At 63.8% G+C, this 16123-nt stretch carries 15 protein-coding genes and 1 pseudogene; 11 read left to right on the forward strand and 5 right to left on the reverse strand.

Translation table 11 applies throughout. The features are described from left to right. Positions 1 to 108: 108 nt before the first annotated feature. Complete coding sequence (locus V1279_RS01200; protein ID WP_334431747.1) at positions 109 to 1887, reverse strand: glucan ABC transporter ATP-binding protein/ permease; 1779 nt, start codon at positions 1885 to 1887, stop codon at positions 109 to 111. Positions 1888 to 2028: 141 nt separating this feature from the next. After that, complete coding sequence (locus V1279_RS01205; protein WP_442894717.1) at positions 2029 to 3120, reverse strand: ABC transporter substrate-binding protein; 1092 nt, start codon at positions 3118 to 3120, stop codon at positions 2029 to 2031. Between the two features lie 240 nt (positions 3121 to 3360). Here V1279_RS01205 and V1279_RS01210 point away from each other — a divergent pair, with 240 nt between their 5' ends. From V1279_RS01210 to V1279_RS01240, 7 genes are all read left to right on the forward strand, one after another. After that, complete coding sequence (locus tag V1279_RS01210; protein WP_334431751.1) at positions 3361 to 3774, forward strand: hypothetical protein; 414 nt, start codon at positions 3361 to 3363, stop codon at positions 3772 to 3774. A 123-nt stretch (positions 3775 to 3897) separates the two neighbouring features. Continuing rightward, the gene (gene hisE / locus V1279_RS01215) at positions 3898 to 4365 is read left to right on the forward strand and encodes a phosphoribosyl-ATP diphosphatase (protein ID WP_334431753.1); all 468 of its coding nucleotides are present in this window, start codon (positions 3898 to 3900) and stop codon (positions 4363 to 4365) included. Between the two features lie 64 nt (positions 4366 to 4429). Continuing rightward, on the forward strand, positions 4430 to 5011 hold the full coding sequence (locus V1279_RS01220; RefSeq protein WP_334446138.1) for a YqaA family protein: 582 nt from the start codon (positions 4430 to 4432) through the stop codon (positions 5009 to 5011). A 45-nt stretch (positions 5012 to 5056) separates the two neighbouring features. Beyond that, on the forward strand, positions 5057 to 5644 hold the full coding sequence (locus tag V1279_RS01225) for a hypothetical protein (RefSeq protein ID WP_334431755.1): 588 nt from the start codon (positions 5057 to 5059) through the stop codon (positions 5642 to 5644). Positions 5645 to 5748: 104 nt separating this feature from the next. Then, positions 5749 to 6717 carry an NAD(P)H-dependent flavin oxidoreductase gene (locus V1279_RS01230; RefSeq protein ID WP_334431757.1) on the forward strand — a complete coding sequence of 323 codons (969 nt, stop codon included), beginning with the start codon at positions 5749 to 5751 and terminating at the stop codon, positions 6715 to 6717. A gap of 48 nt (positions 6718 to 6765) precedes the next feature. Further along, positions 6766 to 7500 (forward strand): SDR family NAD(P)-dependent oxidoreductase, encoded by a 735-nt coding sequence (locus tag V1279_RS01235; protein ID WP_334446140.1) that lies wholly within the window; start codon positions 6766 to 6768, stop codon positions 7498 to 7500. 123 nt (positions 7501 to 7623) lie between these two features. Continuing rightward, the gene (locus V1279_RS01240) at positions 7624 to 8397 is read left to right on the forward strand and encodes a thioesterase family protein (RefSeq protein WP_334431759.1); all 774 of its coding nucleotides are present in this window, start codon (positions 7624 to 7626) and stop codon (positions 8395 to 8397) included. Positions 8398 to 8450: 53 nt separating this feature from the next. Here V1279_RS01240 and V1279_RS01245 read toward each other — a convergent pair whose 3' ends face one another. Both V1279_RS01245 and V1279_RS01250 read right to left on the reverse strand, forming a co-directional pair. Continuing rightward, the gene (locus V1279_RS01245) at positions 8451 to 10019 is read right to left on the reverse strand and encodes an ABC transporter substrate-binding protein (protein WP_334431761.1); all 1569 of its coding nucleotides are present in this window, start codon (positions 10017 to 10019) and stop codon (positions 8451 to 8453) included. Positions 10020 to 10086: 67 nt separating this feature from the next. Continuing rightward, complete coding sequence (locus tag V1279_RS01250) at positions 10087 to 10632, reverse strand: hypothetical protein (protein WP_334431763.1); 546 nt, start codon at positions 10630 to 10632, stop codon at positions 10087 to 10089. A gap of 596 nt (positions 10633 to 11228) precedes the next feature. On the opposite strand from V1279_RS01250, the gene minC reads away from it, so the two are divergent. From minC to minE, 3 genes are read left to right on the forward strand one after another with little or no spacing between them, the layout of a single operon-like run. Then, positions 11229 to 11930 (forward strand): septum site-determining protein MinC, encoded by a 702-nt coding sequence (minC, locus tag V1279_RS01255; protein WP_334431765.1) that lies wholly within the window; start codon positions 11229 to 11231, stop codon positions 11928 to 11930. A gap of 19 nt (positions 11931 to 11949) precedes the next feature. After that, entirely contained in the window at positions 11950 to 12765 is an 816-nt protein-coding gene (minD, locus tag V1279_RS01260) for a septum site-determining protein MinD (RefSeq protein WP_334431766.1), read from the forward strand. After that, positions 12762 to 13058: a cell division topological specificity factor MinE gene (gene minE, locus V1279_RS01265; RefSeq protein ID WP_334431767.1), complete on the forward strand. Its 297-nt coding sequence runs from the start codon at positions 12762 to 12764 to the stop codon at positions 13056 to 13058. The genes minD and minE overlap by 4 nt, the downstream gene beginning before the upstream one ends. Before the next feature lie 291 nt (positions 13059 to 13349). Here the strand turns inward: minE and V1279_RS01270 are convergent, their stop codons facing one another. Continuing rightward, on the reverse strand, positions 13350 to 14909 hold the full coding sequence (locus V1279_RS01270; protein WP_334431769.1) for an AMP-binding protein: 1560 nt from the start codon (positions 14907 to 14909) through the stop codon (positions 13350 to 13352). A gap of 100 nt (positions 14910 to 15009) precedes the next feature. Between V1279_RS01270 and V1279_RS01275 the strand changes: the two are divergent. Beyond that, positions 15010 to 15988 (forward strand): annotated as a pseudogene (locus V1279_RS01275) (NAD(P)H-dependent flavin oxidoreductase). Positions 15989 to 16123 lie beyond the last annotated feature (135 nt).

Raw genomic sequence — 16123 nt, forward strand, 5'->3', positions numbered from 1 at the left:
CGGCGGTTGCAAACCTATACCGGCTTGGCGATCCAGAACAGAGGCCCAGCCACTAAATCGTGGATGAAATAGGCGCAATTTCGACGATAGTTGAACGTTAACAGCGTTCTATCGGGCCTCAATGCTGGCCCTCGCATTTTCCTGCACCATGAACTGGGCCTTCGCGAGTTCCGCAAAGCGTCCGCCCTTGGCCACCAACTCATCGAAAGTTCCGCTTTCGATCACCCGGCCATTGTCGAACATCAGGATGCGGGTGGCGTTGCGGATGGTCGAAAGCCGGTGCGCGATCACGAAGGTGGTGCGGCCCTTCATGACCTCGTCGAGGGCGGCATTGACCTTGGCCTCGGTAACGGCGTCGAGCGCGCTGGTTGCCTCGTCGAGGATCAGGATCGGCGGGTCTTTCAGCAGCGCGCGTGCGATCGACAGCCGTTGCCGCTCGCCGCCGGACAGCATGCGGCCGCGCTCGCCGGCATGGGTCTCGAATTTCTTGTCGCTGCGCTCGATGAATTCCAGCGCCTGCGCGCGGCCTGCCGCGATGCGCATTTCCTCGTCGGTGGCGTCCGGCTTGCCGACGCGCAGATTGTCGGCGAGCGAGCGGTTGAACAGCAGCGCCTCCTGGAACACCACGCCGATGTTCCGCCGCAGCGCGGTCAGCTTCAAGGCACGTACATCCATGCCGTCGATCTTGATGATGCCGGATTGCGGGTCGAAGGCGCGGTGCAATAGCGCGATGGCGGTCGATTTGCCGGCGCCGGTCGGACCGACCAGCGCGATGGTCTGGCCGGGCAGGGCGGTAAACGAGACGTCTTCGACCGCGGGCCGTTTGCCGTCATAGGAAAACGAGACGTCGTGGAATTCGATCAAGCCGGAAAGCCGCCCGGTGTCCATGGCGCCGGGCCGGTCGCGCACCGCAGGCACCGCGTCCAGCACGTCGAAGAATTCCTGTAAGCGCGGCGCCTCCATGAACACGCTGTTGATGAAGCTCACCACCTGTTCGAGCTTCTGGATCAGCATGGTCGCAAAGCTCACGAACATCACGATCTCGCCGACCGTCGTCTGTCCCTGTGCGTGCAGGTAGATGCCGACGGTAAAGATCGCGAGTACGGTGATGGTCGTTGATGCACGGGTGATGACGGTGACCAGCGCCCACCAGCCCAACACCGGCATCTGCGCGGCGAGCAGCTTGTCGGCGACGAAGCGCAGGCCCTGAACTTCCGCGTCGATCCGCACGAAGCTCTGCACCAGCGCGACGTTGCCGAGCGCATCCGATGCGCGCGCCGAGAGATCGCTGTACTGCGCCTCGACCTCGCTCTGCATGCCGTAGGTTTTGCGCACCACCAGCGTCGTCAGCACGGTGAACACCACGCACAGCACGAACAGCAGGATCGCCAGCCGCCAGTTGATGTAAAGCGCGAGCGGCAACAGCACCACCAGCGACAGGATGGCGGCAAAATGCTCGCGGAAGAAGGCGAGCCAGAGTCGCCATAGCGAGTCGGTGCCGTTCAGCATCACCTTCATCAGCCGGCCGGAATGGGTGCCGGTGTGGAAGGTCAGCGGCAGTTGCATAATGTGCTCGAAATAATCGGTCAGTACCGCCTGGCGCTGGCGGTGCGCCAGCTTGTCGGCATGGAGCGCGACAATGGCGCTGCAGGCGATCGTGAACAGGCCGAACGCCACCCAGGCCGCCAGCAGCGGCCAGGCCGAATTCGAGGCCAGCGGCCCGGTCTGCGGCTTGCCGGAGAGCACGTCGACGATCTTGCCGAACAGCACCGGCTCGGCGAATTGCGCGGCGGCCAGCAGCAGGTTGGCGACGGCGAGAATCCAGCCCAGCCGCGCCTCCTTGCCGAGCAGCTCGAGGACGCGGGTGTAAAGGCGCAGCATGGACATTCGGATAAGGACTCAAAGGAAGCGATCAGCGGCCACTATACTAATCAGGGATCGCGGTGGAGAACCAGAGCGGGATGAATTTTGTTCTGATCGCCGCGGACACGCCCGCCGACCTCCTCACCGTGAGGAGTTACATTTTACTCAATTGATCAAACGGCCGGTGAGCGGCGGCAGGAACTGGTCGTCGAAAATGTCGGAGGCCTGCGGCCGCCTCTGAAACTTGAAATCTTCTGCGACCTGGTCGATCGAGCGTTCGAATCGCGCCGGATCGATCGCGCCGATGCCGTTGCGTTTCACTTCGCTGGTCAGGATGTTGTCGCGCAGGATGCTCTGCAGGCGTTCGAGTTCGAGGTCCTTTGAGCCGCCGTCCATGCGATTGGCGACTTCGGTCGCAGCGCCTGCGGGGTCCTTGATCGTAAGATGCAGGCCGCTGATCACGGCCCGCACGAACCCCTTCACCGCCTCGGGCTTGGCGGCCGCCAGCGCCGGATTGGCGATAACAGCGAAACCATAGGCCTCGCAGCCATACTCGGCGAATTTCAGCACTGCCAGGTCATCGGCGGGCACGCCGCGGTCCTTCAAACTGATCGCCGACAGATAGGAAAATCCGGTCACAGCATCGATCTGGCCTGCCGACAGCATCGGCTCGCGCACCGCGGCGCTGATGCTGCTCTGTTTCACAGTCTTGATCTTGATGCCGTTCTGGTGTGCCACCGCCGGCCACAGCCGGATCGACAGGTCGCCTTCAGCGGCGCCGAGAGTCTTGCCCTCGATATCGGTCAACGCGCGGACGCCGCGGCTCTTGCGGGCGATGATGGAATAGGGCGCCTTGTTGAACAGTACGAACACCGCCTTGATCCTGGGGCCGCCCTGCTTGTCCTTGTCGCGAAACCGCATCAACGCATTGATGTCGACGAGAGCAAAATCGCTGGTGCCTGCCGCGACGCGCGCAATCGCGTCCGACGATCCGCTGGCGATGTTGGTGGTGACCGCCAGCGCTTCCGCGCCGAACAGGCCGCCGGCTGTGGCCATCACGAACGGGGCGGCGGCGGCATCGATTGGACGGTCGAGCGAAAACTGGATCGCAAGTGGAGGCCGAGGAGGATCGTCCGCGGCCAGGACATCGTTTGCCATCAAGCCCGCAATTGCGCACAGCCCGGCAAGGGAAGCCAAGAGAATGCTCAAGAGAACGCTCAGGCGAGAGCGGATGGCGTTGGTCCTGATAGCACGCATCGAGATTACATCAGCACGAGGTGGGACAAGTTGCCGCGCTGGCGATGACTGTTTCGTGACATCGCCAACGGCATGAATCGCCCTTGGGCGAGCCATTCTGCAGCATCTAACCTGAACGGTCGATGACTGCCACGATTTTGCCAGGGATCGTTCAGCTGCCGTTCGGATTGGGGAACCTAGTATCCGCTCGATGGTTAGCTATCTGAGGCCTGTCGGCCAGCTTCCACGGAGGATATCGAGATGTTTGCGCGAAAGGGTGTGTTTTCATCGATCGGCCGCGCCAGCGCGGTGGCGACAGTTGTGGCGGTGGCGCTGACGGCCGTCGCGCCGTCGACGGCCTTTGCCGGCTCCGCGTCTTCGGCCAAGGGCGTGACCGCTTCGACCGGGACCAGTGACGCGACCGATATCAGCGCCCGGCGCAGGTACTACCGTGGCGGCGGTGCCGCTGCTGCAGCGGCGTTCGCCGGCATCGTCGGTACGGGCCTTGCGATCGCGGCCGCGCAGAACCGCCGCGACTATTATTATGACAGCTACGGCTACTACGGTGGCGGACCGATCTATTACAGCGAGCCCGCTTACGGTTACTATGGCGGCGGCTACTACAGGCGATCGGGCGTGCCCCACTTTCGCGGGCATCCCCTCGCCGACTGGTAAACGTGATCGCTAAAATCGCCACCGTTAAAGATGAATCCACCGGCCGCCCCGGCCGGTGGATTTTTTGTGGTTGCAGGCCCGGCCGTTAACACGCTCGCCACGGCTTTGCATTAGGTTCGGAGAATGAGTGATTCGCTCGAACGGCTTTATCAGGCTGTCATCGCGGCCAGGGATCTCGATCCGGCCACGTCGCGAACGGCCCGCCTGTTTCAGCGCGGTCCCTCCAGGATGGCCAAGAAACTCGCCGAGGAGGCCATCGAAGTCGTCATCGACGCCGTCAACGGCAACACCGAGGCGGTGGTCCGCGAGAGCGCCGATCTGCTCTATAACCTGACCGTCCTGTGGGCTTCGGCCGGCGTGAAGCCGGAGGACGTCTGGCGCGAAATGGGGCGGCGTGAGGAAATGCTCGGCATCGCCGAGAAGCTGCCGAAGTCGGCGGTCAAAATGCCCAAAGTCCTGGCGAGCAAGGCGCTACCCGCCAAGGCGTTGCCCAAGACTTTGCCCAAGGAGTTGTCCAAGGCGACGGCACCCCCTGCGGTCCGGCGGCGAATTGTCGCGCTGGAAGGCCGCTCCTTGCGTAAACGGCACTAATTTCCTTTCGAATTCCGTCTTTTTCCGGCATGGACAAATCCGCCGCATGATGGTTCATGCGGCCATGCTGAAACGGACCTACGACTGGTGCATCGACGCCGCTGACAAGCCCTACGCGCTCTGGATTCTGGCGGCGGTCGCCTTCGCGGAAAGCTCGTTCTTCCCGATTCCCCCCGATATCATGCTGCTGCCGATGTCGCTGGCGCGGCCGAAGAAGGCATGGTGGTTCGCCACCGTGTGTACGATCGCTTCCGTCGCCGGCGGCGTGCTCGGATACGCGATCGGCGCGCTGCTCTACGATTCGATCGGGCACTGGCTCATCACCCTTTACGGCCTCGGTGACAAGGTCGAGACCTTCCGGGCCTCCTATGCCGAATGGGGCGCGGTGATCATCCTGGTGAAGGGGCTAACGCCGATTCCCTACAAGCTCGTCACCATTACCTCGGGCTTCGCGGGCTACAATATCTGGCTGTTCATCCTGTGCTCCATCGTGGCGCGCGGCGGGCGTTTCTTCATAGTCGCCGTCCTGCTCAACCGTTACGGCGACTTGATCCGGAAGGAATTGGAAAGGCGGCTTGGCTTCTGGGTCGCCCTGGGCGCCGTCGTGCTGGTGCTCGGTTTCTACATTGCCTACAAGCTGGTCTAGCGAGCGGCTTTTCGGGCCTCGGCCTTTAAAGCTAGGTTTCGTCACATGTCCGATCGAACCGGCCATATTCTCAAGCTATTCGGGACGCAGGTCGCGACCTTCGGCCTTGCAGTGTCGATGCTGGCGACAGCCCCCGATGCCGGGTGGACGCAAACGGCACCCCAGCCGTCGCTCGGCTTGCAGTCGCCGGCCCAGCAACCGGTGCCGGCCCAGCCCGCGACACAGCAGATCGACCCGCCTCCGCCGCCGCGCGAGGAAAATCCGGGCCTGATCAACGAGATCGGCAAGCTGTTCGAGAAATCCAAATCGCTGCTGCCGCCGCTGAAGAGCCCGAGCGAGACCCTCGACGATTTCAACGCGCGCACCAAGGACGCCGGCCAGAGCCTGTCGAACATGGCCAGGCCCTCGATCATGGTGAGCGGGCGAGCGGCATGTCTTGTGGCGGCCAACGGCGCGCCGGACTGCAAGGCCGGCGCCGACCGGCTGTGCCAGATCAAGGGCTACAAGCAAGGCAAGAGCCTCGACACCGATGCGGCAGAGAAATGCTCGCCGAAAGTGTACCTGCCGGGCTACAAGCGCCAGCCGGGCGACTGCAAGACCGAAAATTACGTAACGAGGGCGCTCTGCCAGTAGCGCCAAAACGCAATACTTGACACTGGAAAGATTGCCTTGTTGTTGGTATGACGTCCGGCATCTCTAGGGTCGTGCTTGCGGAATAAACTGAAGGATCGTTTCGAATGTCCATGCCTGCCTTGTTCAAGGGCCGTTTGTCGCTACCCGTGATCGGTGCGCCGCTCTTCATCATTTCCGTGCCGGATCTCGTGATCGCGCAATGCAAGGCGGGTGTGGTCGGCTCGTTCCCGGCGCTCAACGCGCGCCCGCCGGCGCTGCTCGACGAGTGGCTGGCGCGGATCAAGGAAGAACTCGCCGCTTACGACAAGGCGAACCCTACGCGGCCGTCGGCGCCGTTTGCGGTCAACCAGATCGTGCACAAGTCGAACAACCGGCTCGATCAGGATCTGGCGCTCTGCGAGAAGCACAAGGTGCCGATGATGATCACCTCGCTCGGCGCTCGCGAGGAACTCAACCAGGCGGCGCATGGCTGGGGATGCATCGTGTTCCACGACGTGATCAATCAGAAGTTCGCGCACAAGGCAGTCGAGAAGGGCGCCGATGGATTGATTTTGGTGTCGGCCGGCGCCGGTGGACATGCCGGCGAGATTTCGCCGCTGGCCTTCGTGGCGGAGACGCGGGCCTGGTTCGACGGTCCGATTGCGTTGTCGGGGGCGATTGCCAACGGCCGGGCCATCCGCGCGGCGCGGATATTGGGCGCCGACTTCGCCTATATCGGCTCCGCCTTCATCGCCACCAGGGAGGCCAACGCCGTCGAGGGCTACAAGCAGATGATCACGACCTCGACCGCGGAAGACATCGTCTATTCCAACCTTTTCACCGGCGTGCACGGTAATTATCTGAAGCCGTCGATCGTCGCGGCCGGTATGGATCCCGACAACCTCCCGACCTCTGATCCGTCGAAAATGAGCTTCGGCACCGATGCTTCCGGCGAGCGCGCCAAGCCGAAAGCCTGGAAGGAAATCTGGGGCTCCGGCCAGGGCGTCGGCAGCGTCGCCGAGGTTTTGCCGGCCGCTGAACTGATCGCGCGGTTCAGACAAGAATACGACGAGGCGGTCGACCCCGCATTGTAATGCGTCTTGCGGAGCGCGCCCCGTCGTCAATGCGACGGAGGATCGATGATGGCCGGACAGGATCTGAGTGCGCATGTCGCGCTGGTGACGGGCGCATCCCGCGGCATCGGCGCGGCGGTTGCGCTGACGCTTGCGGAATTGGGCGCCGCGGTCGCGGTCAACTACCGCGAGCGCGCGGGTGATGCCGATGCGATCGTTGCCCGGATCAAGGCTGGCGGCGGCCGCGCCATCGCGATTGCGGCCGACGTCTCGCAGGCCGCTTCCGTTGCCGGTCTGGTCGAGCAGGTCGCTTCCGCGCTCGGCCCGATCGACATTCTCGTCAACAATGCCGGCGTCGCGATCGTGCGGGGCGTCGATGATCTGACCGAGGACGATTTCGACCGCACCATCGCGGTAAACCTGAAATCCGCGTTCCTGTGCACGCAGGCCGTGCTGCCGGCGATGCGGGCGCGCCAATGGGGCCGGATCGTCAACATCTCGTCGGGCGCCGCGCGCGGCGCCGGCGCCATCGGCGTGCACTACAACGCCTCCAAGGCCGGCATGGAAGGCCTGACGCGCGGCTACGCGGCGCGTCTCGTCAAGGAAGGCATCTCCGTCAACGCGGTGGCGCCGTCGCTGATCGCAACCGACATGATGGGCGGCCGCACGGATCTGGCGCGCAACATCCCGCTCGGCCGCATGGGCCAGGCCGACGAAGTGGCGCAAGCCGTCGCGATGGTGCTCGGCAACGGCTACATGACCGGACAGACCATCGTCCTCAATGGCGGCATGGCGTTCATTTGACGCGCGCCGTCCTGCTCTCCGTCTCTTGCGAATGGCGCACGGCGCTCTGCCTGCCGCGGCCTCGACTCGTTCCGCCGGAGCAGGCAAGAAGCTGTTCCCCTTGATCGACAGGACGTCTCATTAATGGATGCCATCTTTCGCGTTGACGGCAGCAACGTCGTCACCAACCCCTTTGCTGCGGGACCATGGGACCCGAGCATGCAGCACGGTTCGCCGCCGGCGGCGCTGGTGGTGTGGGCGGCAGAGCGGATTCCGACGCCGGTCGCGATGCGGGTCGCCCGCGTGACCGTCGACCTGATGCGCCCCGTGCCGGTGGCGCCGCTGACGATCGAAAGCGATGTCTTGCGCGAAGGGCGCAAGATCCAGCTTTGCGCGGTCAGGTTGTTGGCTAAAGGCGTCGTCGTGGTCGGCGCGACCGTGCTGAAGATCAAGGTGCAGGCGCACGAACTGCCGCCGGAGGCTGCGATCCTGCCGGTCGAGCTTCCGGGGCCGGATCAATCGCGTGTCGAGCCCGCGGATTTTTCCTCCAGTCCGTTCGTATCAGGCATGTCGCTGCGCGCCGCTCGCGGCCGGTTCGGCTCGCCCGGTCCCGGCGCGATCTGGTACCGCGTCGACCGGCCGATCGTGGAAGGCGCCCCGGTCTCGCAGGCGATGCGGGCGATGGCGGCGGCGGATTTCTGCAACGGCACCTCGGCGGTGCTGGACTTTCGCGCCTGGACCTTTCTCAACGCCGACCTGACCGTGAATTTTTCGCGAGAGCCGGTCGGCGACTGGATACTGCTCGATGCTGAATCCTGGATAGGTCCCGACGGCGCGGGGCTATCGATGGCGCGGCTCGCCGATGAGCGCGGCTATTTCGGCCGCGCCATCCAAAGTCTCGTCATCGAAAAGCGCTGACCGCAGACATCAAACATGATGAAGCCGCGATCACCGGGATCGCGGCTTCCTGATCATTCGAGGTCGAGCGGCTGGTAGCGTCCGCTTTCATCGAGCGCCGTGCCCCAGATCTTGTGCGAGGCCTGGTGCTCGGAGCGGCCAAAGCCGAGCGAGGTCCCAAGACCGAGGTCGAGATTGCGCATGGTCTCCAGCGTGTCGATCAGCCTTTCGGTGTCGAGCTGCGGCCCGGCCCGCTTGATGCCCTGGATCAGGACGTTGGCGGCGACAAAGCCCTCGAGCGACACATAGTCCGGCGCCTCGCCCGGGAAGTATTTGGCGAGCGCATTCTTGTATTCGAGCACGGCGGACGAATAGCCCGACACGGCCGGCACTACCTGCGTCACGATGACCCCGTTGGTGTAACGCGGTCCCAACAGCTTCAGTTCTTCGGCAAGCGCGGTGGAGCCGACGAACGAGACGTTGGTGTAGATCATGCCGGGATAGAGGTCGCGCGTCTTCTCGATGAACCTTGCCGCGGCCCGATAGGTGGGCACCATGACGACTGCCTTGATCGGCGGCTTCGCAAGCTTCAACTGGTTGATCGCATCCTCGACGTCGACGGTGTTTCGCGCGTAGTTGAGGCGGAGGATGGCGCCATCGTTGAGGCCCATCGCACGAAACGCCTTTGCGACTCCCGCAAATCCGGCGTCGCCGTAGGAATCCTGCTGGGCGAAGACCGCGATCTGCTTGGGCGGTATGCGGCGTATCTTGACGAGGTAGCGAACGACGGCGTCGGTTTCCTCGGCATAGCTGGCGCGATAGTTGAAGACATAGCGATCCGGCGGATCGTTGCGCAGGATGTTGGCGCCAGTGAATGCGCCGAAGAACAGCATCTTGCGCTCAAGCGCGTAGGGGACCGCCACCACCGCGGTCGGCGTGCCGACATTGCCGACGATGCCGAACACCTGGTCCTTTTCATAGAGCTGCTTCATGGCCTCGCCGGTGCGCGAGGGTTCGTAGCCGTCGTCTGCGGCGAACAATTTCAGCATCCGGCCGTCCACGCCGCCGGAATCGTTGATCCGGTTGAAGGCGGTTTCGATTCCCAGTTTCATCTGGCGTCCCAGCTCGCGGGCCGAGCCGGAGAAGGGCGCTGCGATGCCGAAGCGGATTTCCTTTTCGCCTATGCCGCGCGGCAGCGGGCCGGCCGGGACATTGGCTGTCGGCGCGGTCGCTGCATTCGCGGCGGTCGCCGCGGCGGCTGGCGACGGACCGATGACGCTGGAGAGGCTCGGTCCGGAGATCGAGCGTTCAAGATCGGCAAGCTGACGATCGGCCCGAATGCAATCGACCCTGCCCGAGGTCACGGCGGTGCGTCCTTCGGACACCGTGCGATCGAACGTCTGGGTAAGGTCAGAACGCTCCGCCTCGTTCGACGAGGCTTCCCGGATCACCTGTGAAAACTTGTCGACAATGGTCTGGATGCGGGGACGCGCAATGTCGCGGCAGGCCTGTGCCGAGCCGATCACGGGGCCGACGCGGCCGGCAAGGTCGCGCACGATCGTAATGTCGCCGGCGGCTTGCGCGCTGCCTGCGATGCTGAACAGCATGGCCCCGACCAGCAAGGTGACGCGGAGCGAGGTCATGGCAGACTCCCTTGAGAACAAGATCGCCGAAAGTCGGTTCTCGGGCATGGTCAGCCCTCCGTCTGGATTATGGGTTGGTGCGTTGTGGTGTGGCCGGATCCGGCTTCTCGCGCCACTGCATGAACTGCTTGAGCAATTGGCTGTCCTGCTCGGACGCTGCCGGAGCACTCGGCGGCGTGGAGGCGAGAAGGGCCTGGAAGTCGTTGATCGCAGGCTTTGGCGAAGCCTCTCCGGATTGAGACAGCGCGTTCTTGATCGACTGTGCGACGTTGGTGAACGTCGACGGCTCACCGTCGCTCTGCCGCGATCCGGGCACGGCGACGACGAAGAACAGCGCCACGAGCGCCGCGACGCCGATGGCGGCAGCGAAGCGCGCTGCGACGGTCCACAATGCCTTCTTCGACGCCAGGTCGGGTTCGTGCATGACCTCGGGATCGAGGGGATGGCGCAGCGCATCGGATACCGCGCTCTCGAGCTGGGAGTCGAAGGACACCGGAGAAAACGGCGTCTCGGGGCTTGCACCGCGCATCGCCGACCGCTCACGTAGCGAGCGCGGCGCGTAGTACAGGGGATCGCGGGGATTGAGATGATCCTGCTCGCTCACACTACTCATACGCTTACTCCTCATGACACTTGGCGGATTACCCAGCGGATTTGTTGGCGGCGATAACGGCTGCGGGCTTGTCGGACAAGGGATCCAGGCGATGGAGCAGGCGCGCGGAACAATCCACGTCCGTCCTCCAGGCGCTGCCAAGTGTGGCTGGAAGATTTGAATCAAGGTGCAGCGCGTCGTCTCTTCGTTCGACGACACCTGCCTGCGAGCTCATGTCTCGCGAACACACCATCCCCACGGCTTCCACTGCCTTAAGCCCCCTGCCGGCAAATGTCCGTCTGCCCGACGGAACGAGCTGTCAGACCCAGGGAGTCCGCCAGCACACATAAGTTTGTTGGAGCCGCGCGAGGACAAATTTAGGTCGGAAACGTGACAAAAGTAAGTTGAGCTCCTGTTAACTACAACTCACGAGACCCCTGTTTGCAAAGGCTTTGGCGCGCATTCCTCGCGGTCAGCAGCAAGAATCGGCCACAAATGCGCCAGATTCGTCGTCAGTTGCGCTGTTTTCCGCGCGTAGCGCGGGTTGTCGCATTAATTACTCGTTAACCAAGTTGGCCGATTGTTAACCATTCAATAAGAAAGGCGAGTCGAACATCATGGACGTCCGAGCTGATCCCACGCGTCAACTGGTCCGGCTGCGCGGCCGTTCCTATGTCGCGTTCGTATTCAGCCCCGTCGTGCCGATCGTGGAATGGCTCGCCGAGATCGACGCTACGCTGGCGCGCTCGCCGGGCTATTTCGTCGGCAAGCCGATCGTGCTCGATCTCGCAGCCGTCGACCTCTCCAGCTCCGCCATCGCCCATCTCGTCGGCAGCCTCAACGAGCGCAGCATCCGCGTTCTCGGCATCGAGGGCGTGGACGAAGAGCGCCTTGCAGCGAACATGCCGCCCTTGCTGACCGGCGGCCGCGCCTGCGTGATCACGCGAAACGAACCGGCGCAGAAGCCCGAGCCGGAGGCCAAGCCGAAGTCGACCTCGCTGCTGCTCGATAGCCCGGTGCGTTCGGGGCAGTCGATCGTCTTCATCGAGGGCGACGTCACCGTGCTCGGCTCGGTTGGCTCCGGCGCGGAGATCGTCGCCGGCGGATCGATCCACATCTACGGGACGCTGCGCGGCCGCGCGATGGCGGGCGTCAACGGCAATTCCAATGCGCGGATCTACTGCCAGAAGATCGAGGCGGAGCTGCTCGCCATCGACGGCTACTACCAGACTGCAGAAGAAATCGACGAAACGCTCCGTAACCGCCCGGCGCAGGCCTGGCTGCAGGGCGACACCATGAAAATTACCCCGCTGAACTAATCGGCTAAGGAGATCAAGTATGGCCAAGGTCCTGGTCGTTACCTCGGGAAAGGGTGGCGTTGGAAAAACCACCACAACGGCCGCGCTCGGTGCGGCGCTTGCGCAAAGCGGGCAAAGCGTCGTGGTGGTGGATTTCGACGTCGGCCTGCGCAATCTCGACCTCGTGATGGGGGCCGAACGCCGCGTGGTGTTCGATCTCATCAATGTGGTGCAGGGCGTCGCCAAGCTGCCGCAGGCCTTGATCCGCGACAAGCGCCTGGAAAATCTGTGGCTGCTGCCGGCATCGCAGACAAGGGACAAGGATGCGCTGACGGACGAGGGTGTTGGTCGCGTCGTCGGCGAGCTCAAGAGCCGGTTCGACTGGATCCTGTGCGACAGTCCCGCAGGCATCGAGCGCGGCGCCACGCTCGCCATGCGCTATGCGGACGAAGCCATCATCGTCACCAATCCCGAGGTCTCTTCGGTGCGCGATTCCGACCGCATCATCGGCATGCTGGATTCGAAAACCGTGAAGGCGGAGCGGGGCGAGCATGTGGAGAAACACGTGCTGATCACCCGATACGATCCGGCGCGCGCTGCGCGCGGCGAGATGCTCTCCATCGACGACATCCTGGAAATCCTTGCAACCCCGCTGCTCGGCATCATTCCCGAGAGTCAGGATGTGCTTAAAGCGTCAAACGTCGGCACTCCGGTGACGCTGAACAATGCCGACAGCGCGCCGGCCCGCGCCTATATCGACGCCTCGCGCCGGTTGATGGGCGAAGAGGTCGCCATGGTCGTGCCGGCCGAGCGCAAGGGCTTCATGAACCGCTTGCTGGGACGGAGGGCTGCATGAGCATGAGGCTGCTGCGCCTGTTCGGCGGCCGCAACGCGACCGCCCCCGTTGCGCGGGAGCGGCTGCAGATTCTGCTGTCGCACGAGCGCGGGCTGCTCGGTCAGTCGGACCTTCTGGTCACGCTGCGTGAGGAGATTCTCGCCGTCGTGTCGAAGCACGTGGCGCTCGATCCGGACAAGGTGATCGTCAAGCTGGAGCGGGGCAAGACCGTCTCGACGCTGGAAGTCGACATCGAGGTGCCCAACAATTTTGACAAGGCGAAGGCGGCCATCGAGAGGCGCATGGCCGGTTGAGAATAAAGACTGCTCCGCCCGCGCGGCCGATGGCGGGCGGCTGTTAGCACCGCGCGATCTGTTCCGAGATCGCCTCGTTTCTGCTGTTGCTCTACACCTGCAATTTCGCTCGTGTCCCGGACGCTGCGCAGCACGCCGTCCTTACGGCGTGGTGCTCTGCTGAGCCGGGACCCAGCCAATGGCTTCTTCGTGTCGGCAGGTCCCGGCTCTGCGGAGCAGCGCCATAGCGCGTCGAAGACGCGCGTGAACGCGCTTATGGCGCTGCACCGCGTCCGGGACACGAAGCAGCGCCTATCCCACCATCCGCTCGCGGCCGGCCCAGAAGCCGGCCTTCAGCACCTTCTTGTCGACCTTGCCAACGCCGGTCATCGGCAACTCGTTAACGAACTTGATGTGCTTGGGCGCGTGCGCCGAGCCCTTCCTGGCCTTCACCAGGTTGATCAGCTCGTCCGCATTCGGCTTCGCGCCCTCGCGCGCCACGATTACGGCGGTGACGGCCTCGCCCCATTTGTCGTCGGGCACGCCGACCACGGCGACCATGGCGACGTCGGCATGCTGCGACAACACATCTTCGACCTCGCGCGGAAAGATGTTGAAGCCGCCGGAGACGATCATGTCCTTCTTGCGGTCGAGGATGAACATGTAGCCGCGCTCGTCTGATCGCGCGATGTCGCCGGTGTGCAGCCAGCCACTCTTCAGCGTCTCCGCCGTGGCGTCCGGCCGCTTCCAGTATTCGGCCATCACATGGCTGGCGCGAACGCAGATCTCGCCGGCGTCGCCGGTGGCGACTTCCTGGTCGTCATTGTCGAGAATCTTGACCTGACAAGCGGCGATCGGGAAGCCGCAGGACAAAAACAGCTCCGGCGTTCTGGGATCGTGATCGGCCTTACGCAGCACCGACACGGGATAGCATTCGGTCTGGCCGTAAAGCTGCGAGAACACCGGCCCGATCCGCTCGATGCCCTCGACCAGTCGGCTCGGCGACATGGCGGACGCACCATACAGCAACAGTTCGAGCGAGGAGAGGTCGGTCTTGTCGAGCGAGGGATGATCGAGCATGACGTAGATCATCGTCGGCACGAACAGCGTAAAATTGATGCGCTCGCGCTCGATGGTCTTGAACACGGCTTCGGGATCAAACCCCTTCAGCATGTGCACGGTACCGCCGCGCATCAGCGTCGGCAGCACTTTTGTCCCGGCGACGTGGCTGATCGGCGCCACCGTCAGATAACGTGGCGTATCCGGAATTTCGAAATCGGCCAGGATCGCATTGGCAAAGCCGCCATCGCGGTGATAGCGCAGCGCGCCCTTGGATTTTCCGGTGGTGCCGCCGGTGTAATTGAGCGTGGCGATATCGTCGGGGCTGGCGAAGCTGCGCGCCGTGGCGCTGCCTGCGGTCTCGATCGCCTGCAGCAGATCGGCGCCGTAGTCGGCCGGGCCGAGTGTGAAGATGGTTTTCAGGCTTGATGCCCTGGCGGCGAGCTCGCCGCCGCGATCGCGGAAGGTGACGCCGTCGACGACAAGCATCTGCGCTTCGGAATCTTCCAGTTGAAACAGCTGGTCGTCCAGCGAACCCAATGGATGCAGCCAGGTGATCGCGAACCGCGACAGTTGCGCGGCGCAGCCCGCGCACCAGGTATCGGCGCGGTTGGCGGTGAGAAACGCGACGCGGGTGCCGGGCTGGAAGCCGAGCTGCATGAACACGGCCTGCATGCGCCCGATCATGTCGGTCGCGCCGCGGTAGGTGATCGATCCGCCCGGCCAGCTGAACGCCGTCCGCTCCGGGTAGCGCGCCAGCGTCCGCAACGTCTGCTCGCACACCGCCGGAAACGCATAGAGCGGATTGCTCATCTTTCTTCCTCCCGCTTGCTTTTGTCTTTGGCTTTGTCGTGCCAATGTTGGCGGTGACGCTAGCACAACAAGCACGCTGCTCAAGCGAGGAAGAAACGTCTTGCCATCCATCGATGCTCTCTCGCGCTTTCGCGACCGCCTCAGCCTGCCGCTGATCGCGGCGCCGATGTTTCTCGTCTCCGGCACAGAGCTTGTCGTAGCCGCGTGCCGCAATGGCGTGATCGGCTCTTTCCCGACAGCAAACTGCCGCAGTCCCGAACAATTGGACGAATGGCTGACGGATATCGACATCAGGTTGAAGGCGCATGCGGATGAAAGCGGCAAACTGTCAGCACCGGTCTGCGCAAACCTGATCGTGCATCGCTCCAATGCGCGGCTGGGGCAGGATCTGCAGGTGCTGCTGCGGCACCGGCCCGAAATGGTGATCACCTCGGTCGGATCACCGGCGCCGGTGATCGGGCCGCTGCATGAGGCCGGCGCGCTGGTGTTTGCCGACGTTGCCTCCATCCGCCACGCCGAGCGTGCCGTTGTCGCCGGCGCGGACGGGCTGGTGCTGCTGACGGCCGGCGCGGGCGGCCAGACCGGCTGGCTCAATCCCTTCGTGTTCGTGCGCGGTGCGCGCGTTCTTCGATGGGCCGCTGGTGCTGGCGGGCGGTATCACCGACGGCCACGCCCTTCGCGCGACCGAGGCGCTCGGCTGCGATCTCGCCTATATGGGCACCAAGTTCATCGCCACGCGCGAGAGCATGGCGGATGTCAGATACAAGGAGCTGCTGGTTGCCAGCACGGCCGACGATGTCCTGCTGACGTCGGCGTTTACGGGGTTGCAGACCAACATGCTGCGGCCATCGATCGAGGCGGCCGGCCTCGATCCGGATAATTTGCCGCTGCGCGGCGCGATCGATATCGGCAAGGACATCGACATCGGCGCGCGCGAGAACCGCCCCAAGCGTTGGAAGGATATCTGGAGCGCAGGCCATTCCGTCTCGGGCGTGACGGAGGTGTTGTCCGTCGATGAGATGGTCGCGCGCACGCTCGCGGAATATCGTGCGGCCGCCGCGCGTGTAAGACTCGGCTAGGGCGTTACATTTCGCGCCTTTCATCTAGCCGCGGTTGGCGAAGTTCCCGGCGAGTAAGCGCTGCAGCATGGCTGTGATGCGGTAAATGCCAAGAGAAAACCGCCGCCGTGGCAAACTTCCGACACAAGACGACGG

It is taken from the genome of Bradyrhizobium sp. AZCC 1610 (assembly GCF_036924515.1).
Taxonomy (GTDB): domain Bacteria; phylum Pseudomonadota; class Alphaproteobacteria; order Rhizobiales; family Xanthobacteraceae; genus Bradyrhizobium.

Bases quoted from the DNA above. Each gene is read 5' to 3' on its own strand.
- V1279_RS01220 (WP_334446138.1), top strand. From the start codon at position 4,430: ATGCTGAAACGGACCTACGACTGGTGCATCGACGCCGCTGACAAGCCC.
- minC (WP_334431765.1), top strand. From the start codon at position 11,229: ATGGACGTCCGAGCTGATCCCACGCGTCAACTGGTCCGGCTGCGCGGC.
- V1279_RS01240 (WP_334431759.1), top strand. From the start codon at position 7,624: ATGGATGCCATCTTTCGCGTTGACGGCAGCAACGTCGTCACCAACCCC.
- hisE (WP_334431753.1), top strand. From the start codon at position 3,898: ATGAGTGATTCGCTCGAACGGCTTTATCAGGCTGTCATCGCGGCCAGG.
- V1279_RS01235 (WP_334446140.1), top strand. From the start codon at position 6,766: ATGGCCGGACAGGATCTGAGTGCGCATGTCGCGCTGGTGACGGGCGCA.
- V1279_RS01225 (WP_334431755.1), top strand. From the start codon at position 5,057: ATGTCCGATCGAACCGGCCATATTCTCAAGCTATTCGGGACGCAGGTC.
- minE (WP_334431767.1), top strand. From the start codon at position 12,762: ATGAGCATGAGGCTGCTGCGCCTGTTCGGCGGCCGCAACGCGACCGCC.
- V1279_RS01205 (WP_442894717.1), bottom strand. From the start codon at position 3,120: ATGCGTGCTATCAGGACCAACGCCATCCGCTCTCGCCTGAGCGTTCTC.
- minD (WP_334431766.1), top strand. From the start codon at position 11,950: ATGGCCAAGGTCCTGGTCGTTACCTCGGGAAAGGGTGGCGTTGGAAAA.
- V1279_RS01200 (WP_334431747.1), bottom strand. From the start codon at position 1,887: ATGTCCATGCTGCGCCTTTACACCCGCGTCCTCGAGCTGCTCGGCAAG.
- V1279_RS01230 (WP_334431757.1), top strand. From the start codon at position 5,749: ATGTCCATGCCTGCCTTGTTCAAGGGCCGTTTGTCGCTACCCGTGATC.
- V1279_RS01250 (WP_334431763.1), bottom strand. From the start codon at position 10,632: ATGAGTAGTGTGAGCGAGCAGGATCATCTCAATCCCCGCGATCCCCTG.
- V1279_RS01245 (WP_334431761.1), bottom strand. From the start codon at position 10,019: ATGACCTCGCTCCGCGTCACCTTGCTGGTCGGGGCCATGCTGTTCAGC.
- V1279_RS01270 (WP_334431769.1), bottom strand. From the start codon at position 14,909: ATGAGCAATCCGCTCTATGCGTTTCCGGCGGTGTGCGAGCAGACGTTG.
- V1279_RS01210 (WP_334431751.1), top strand. From the start codon at position 3,361: ATGTTTGCGCGAAAGGGTGTGTTTTCATCGATCGGCCGCGCCAGCGCG.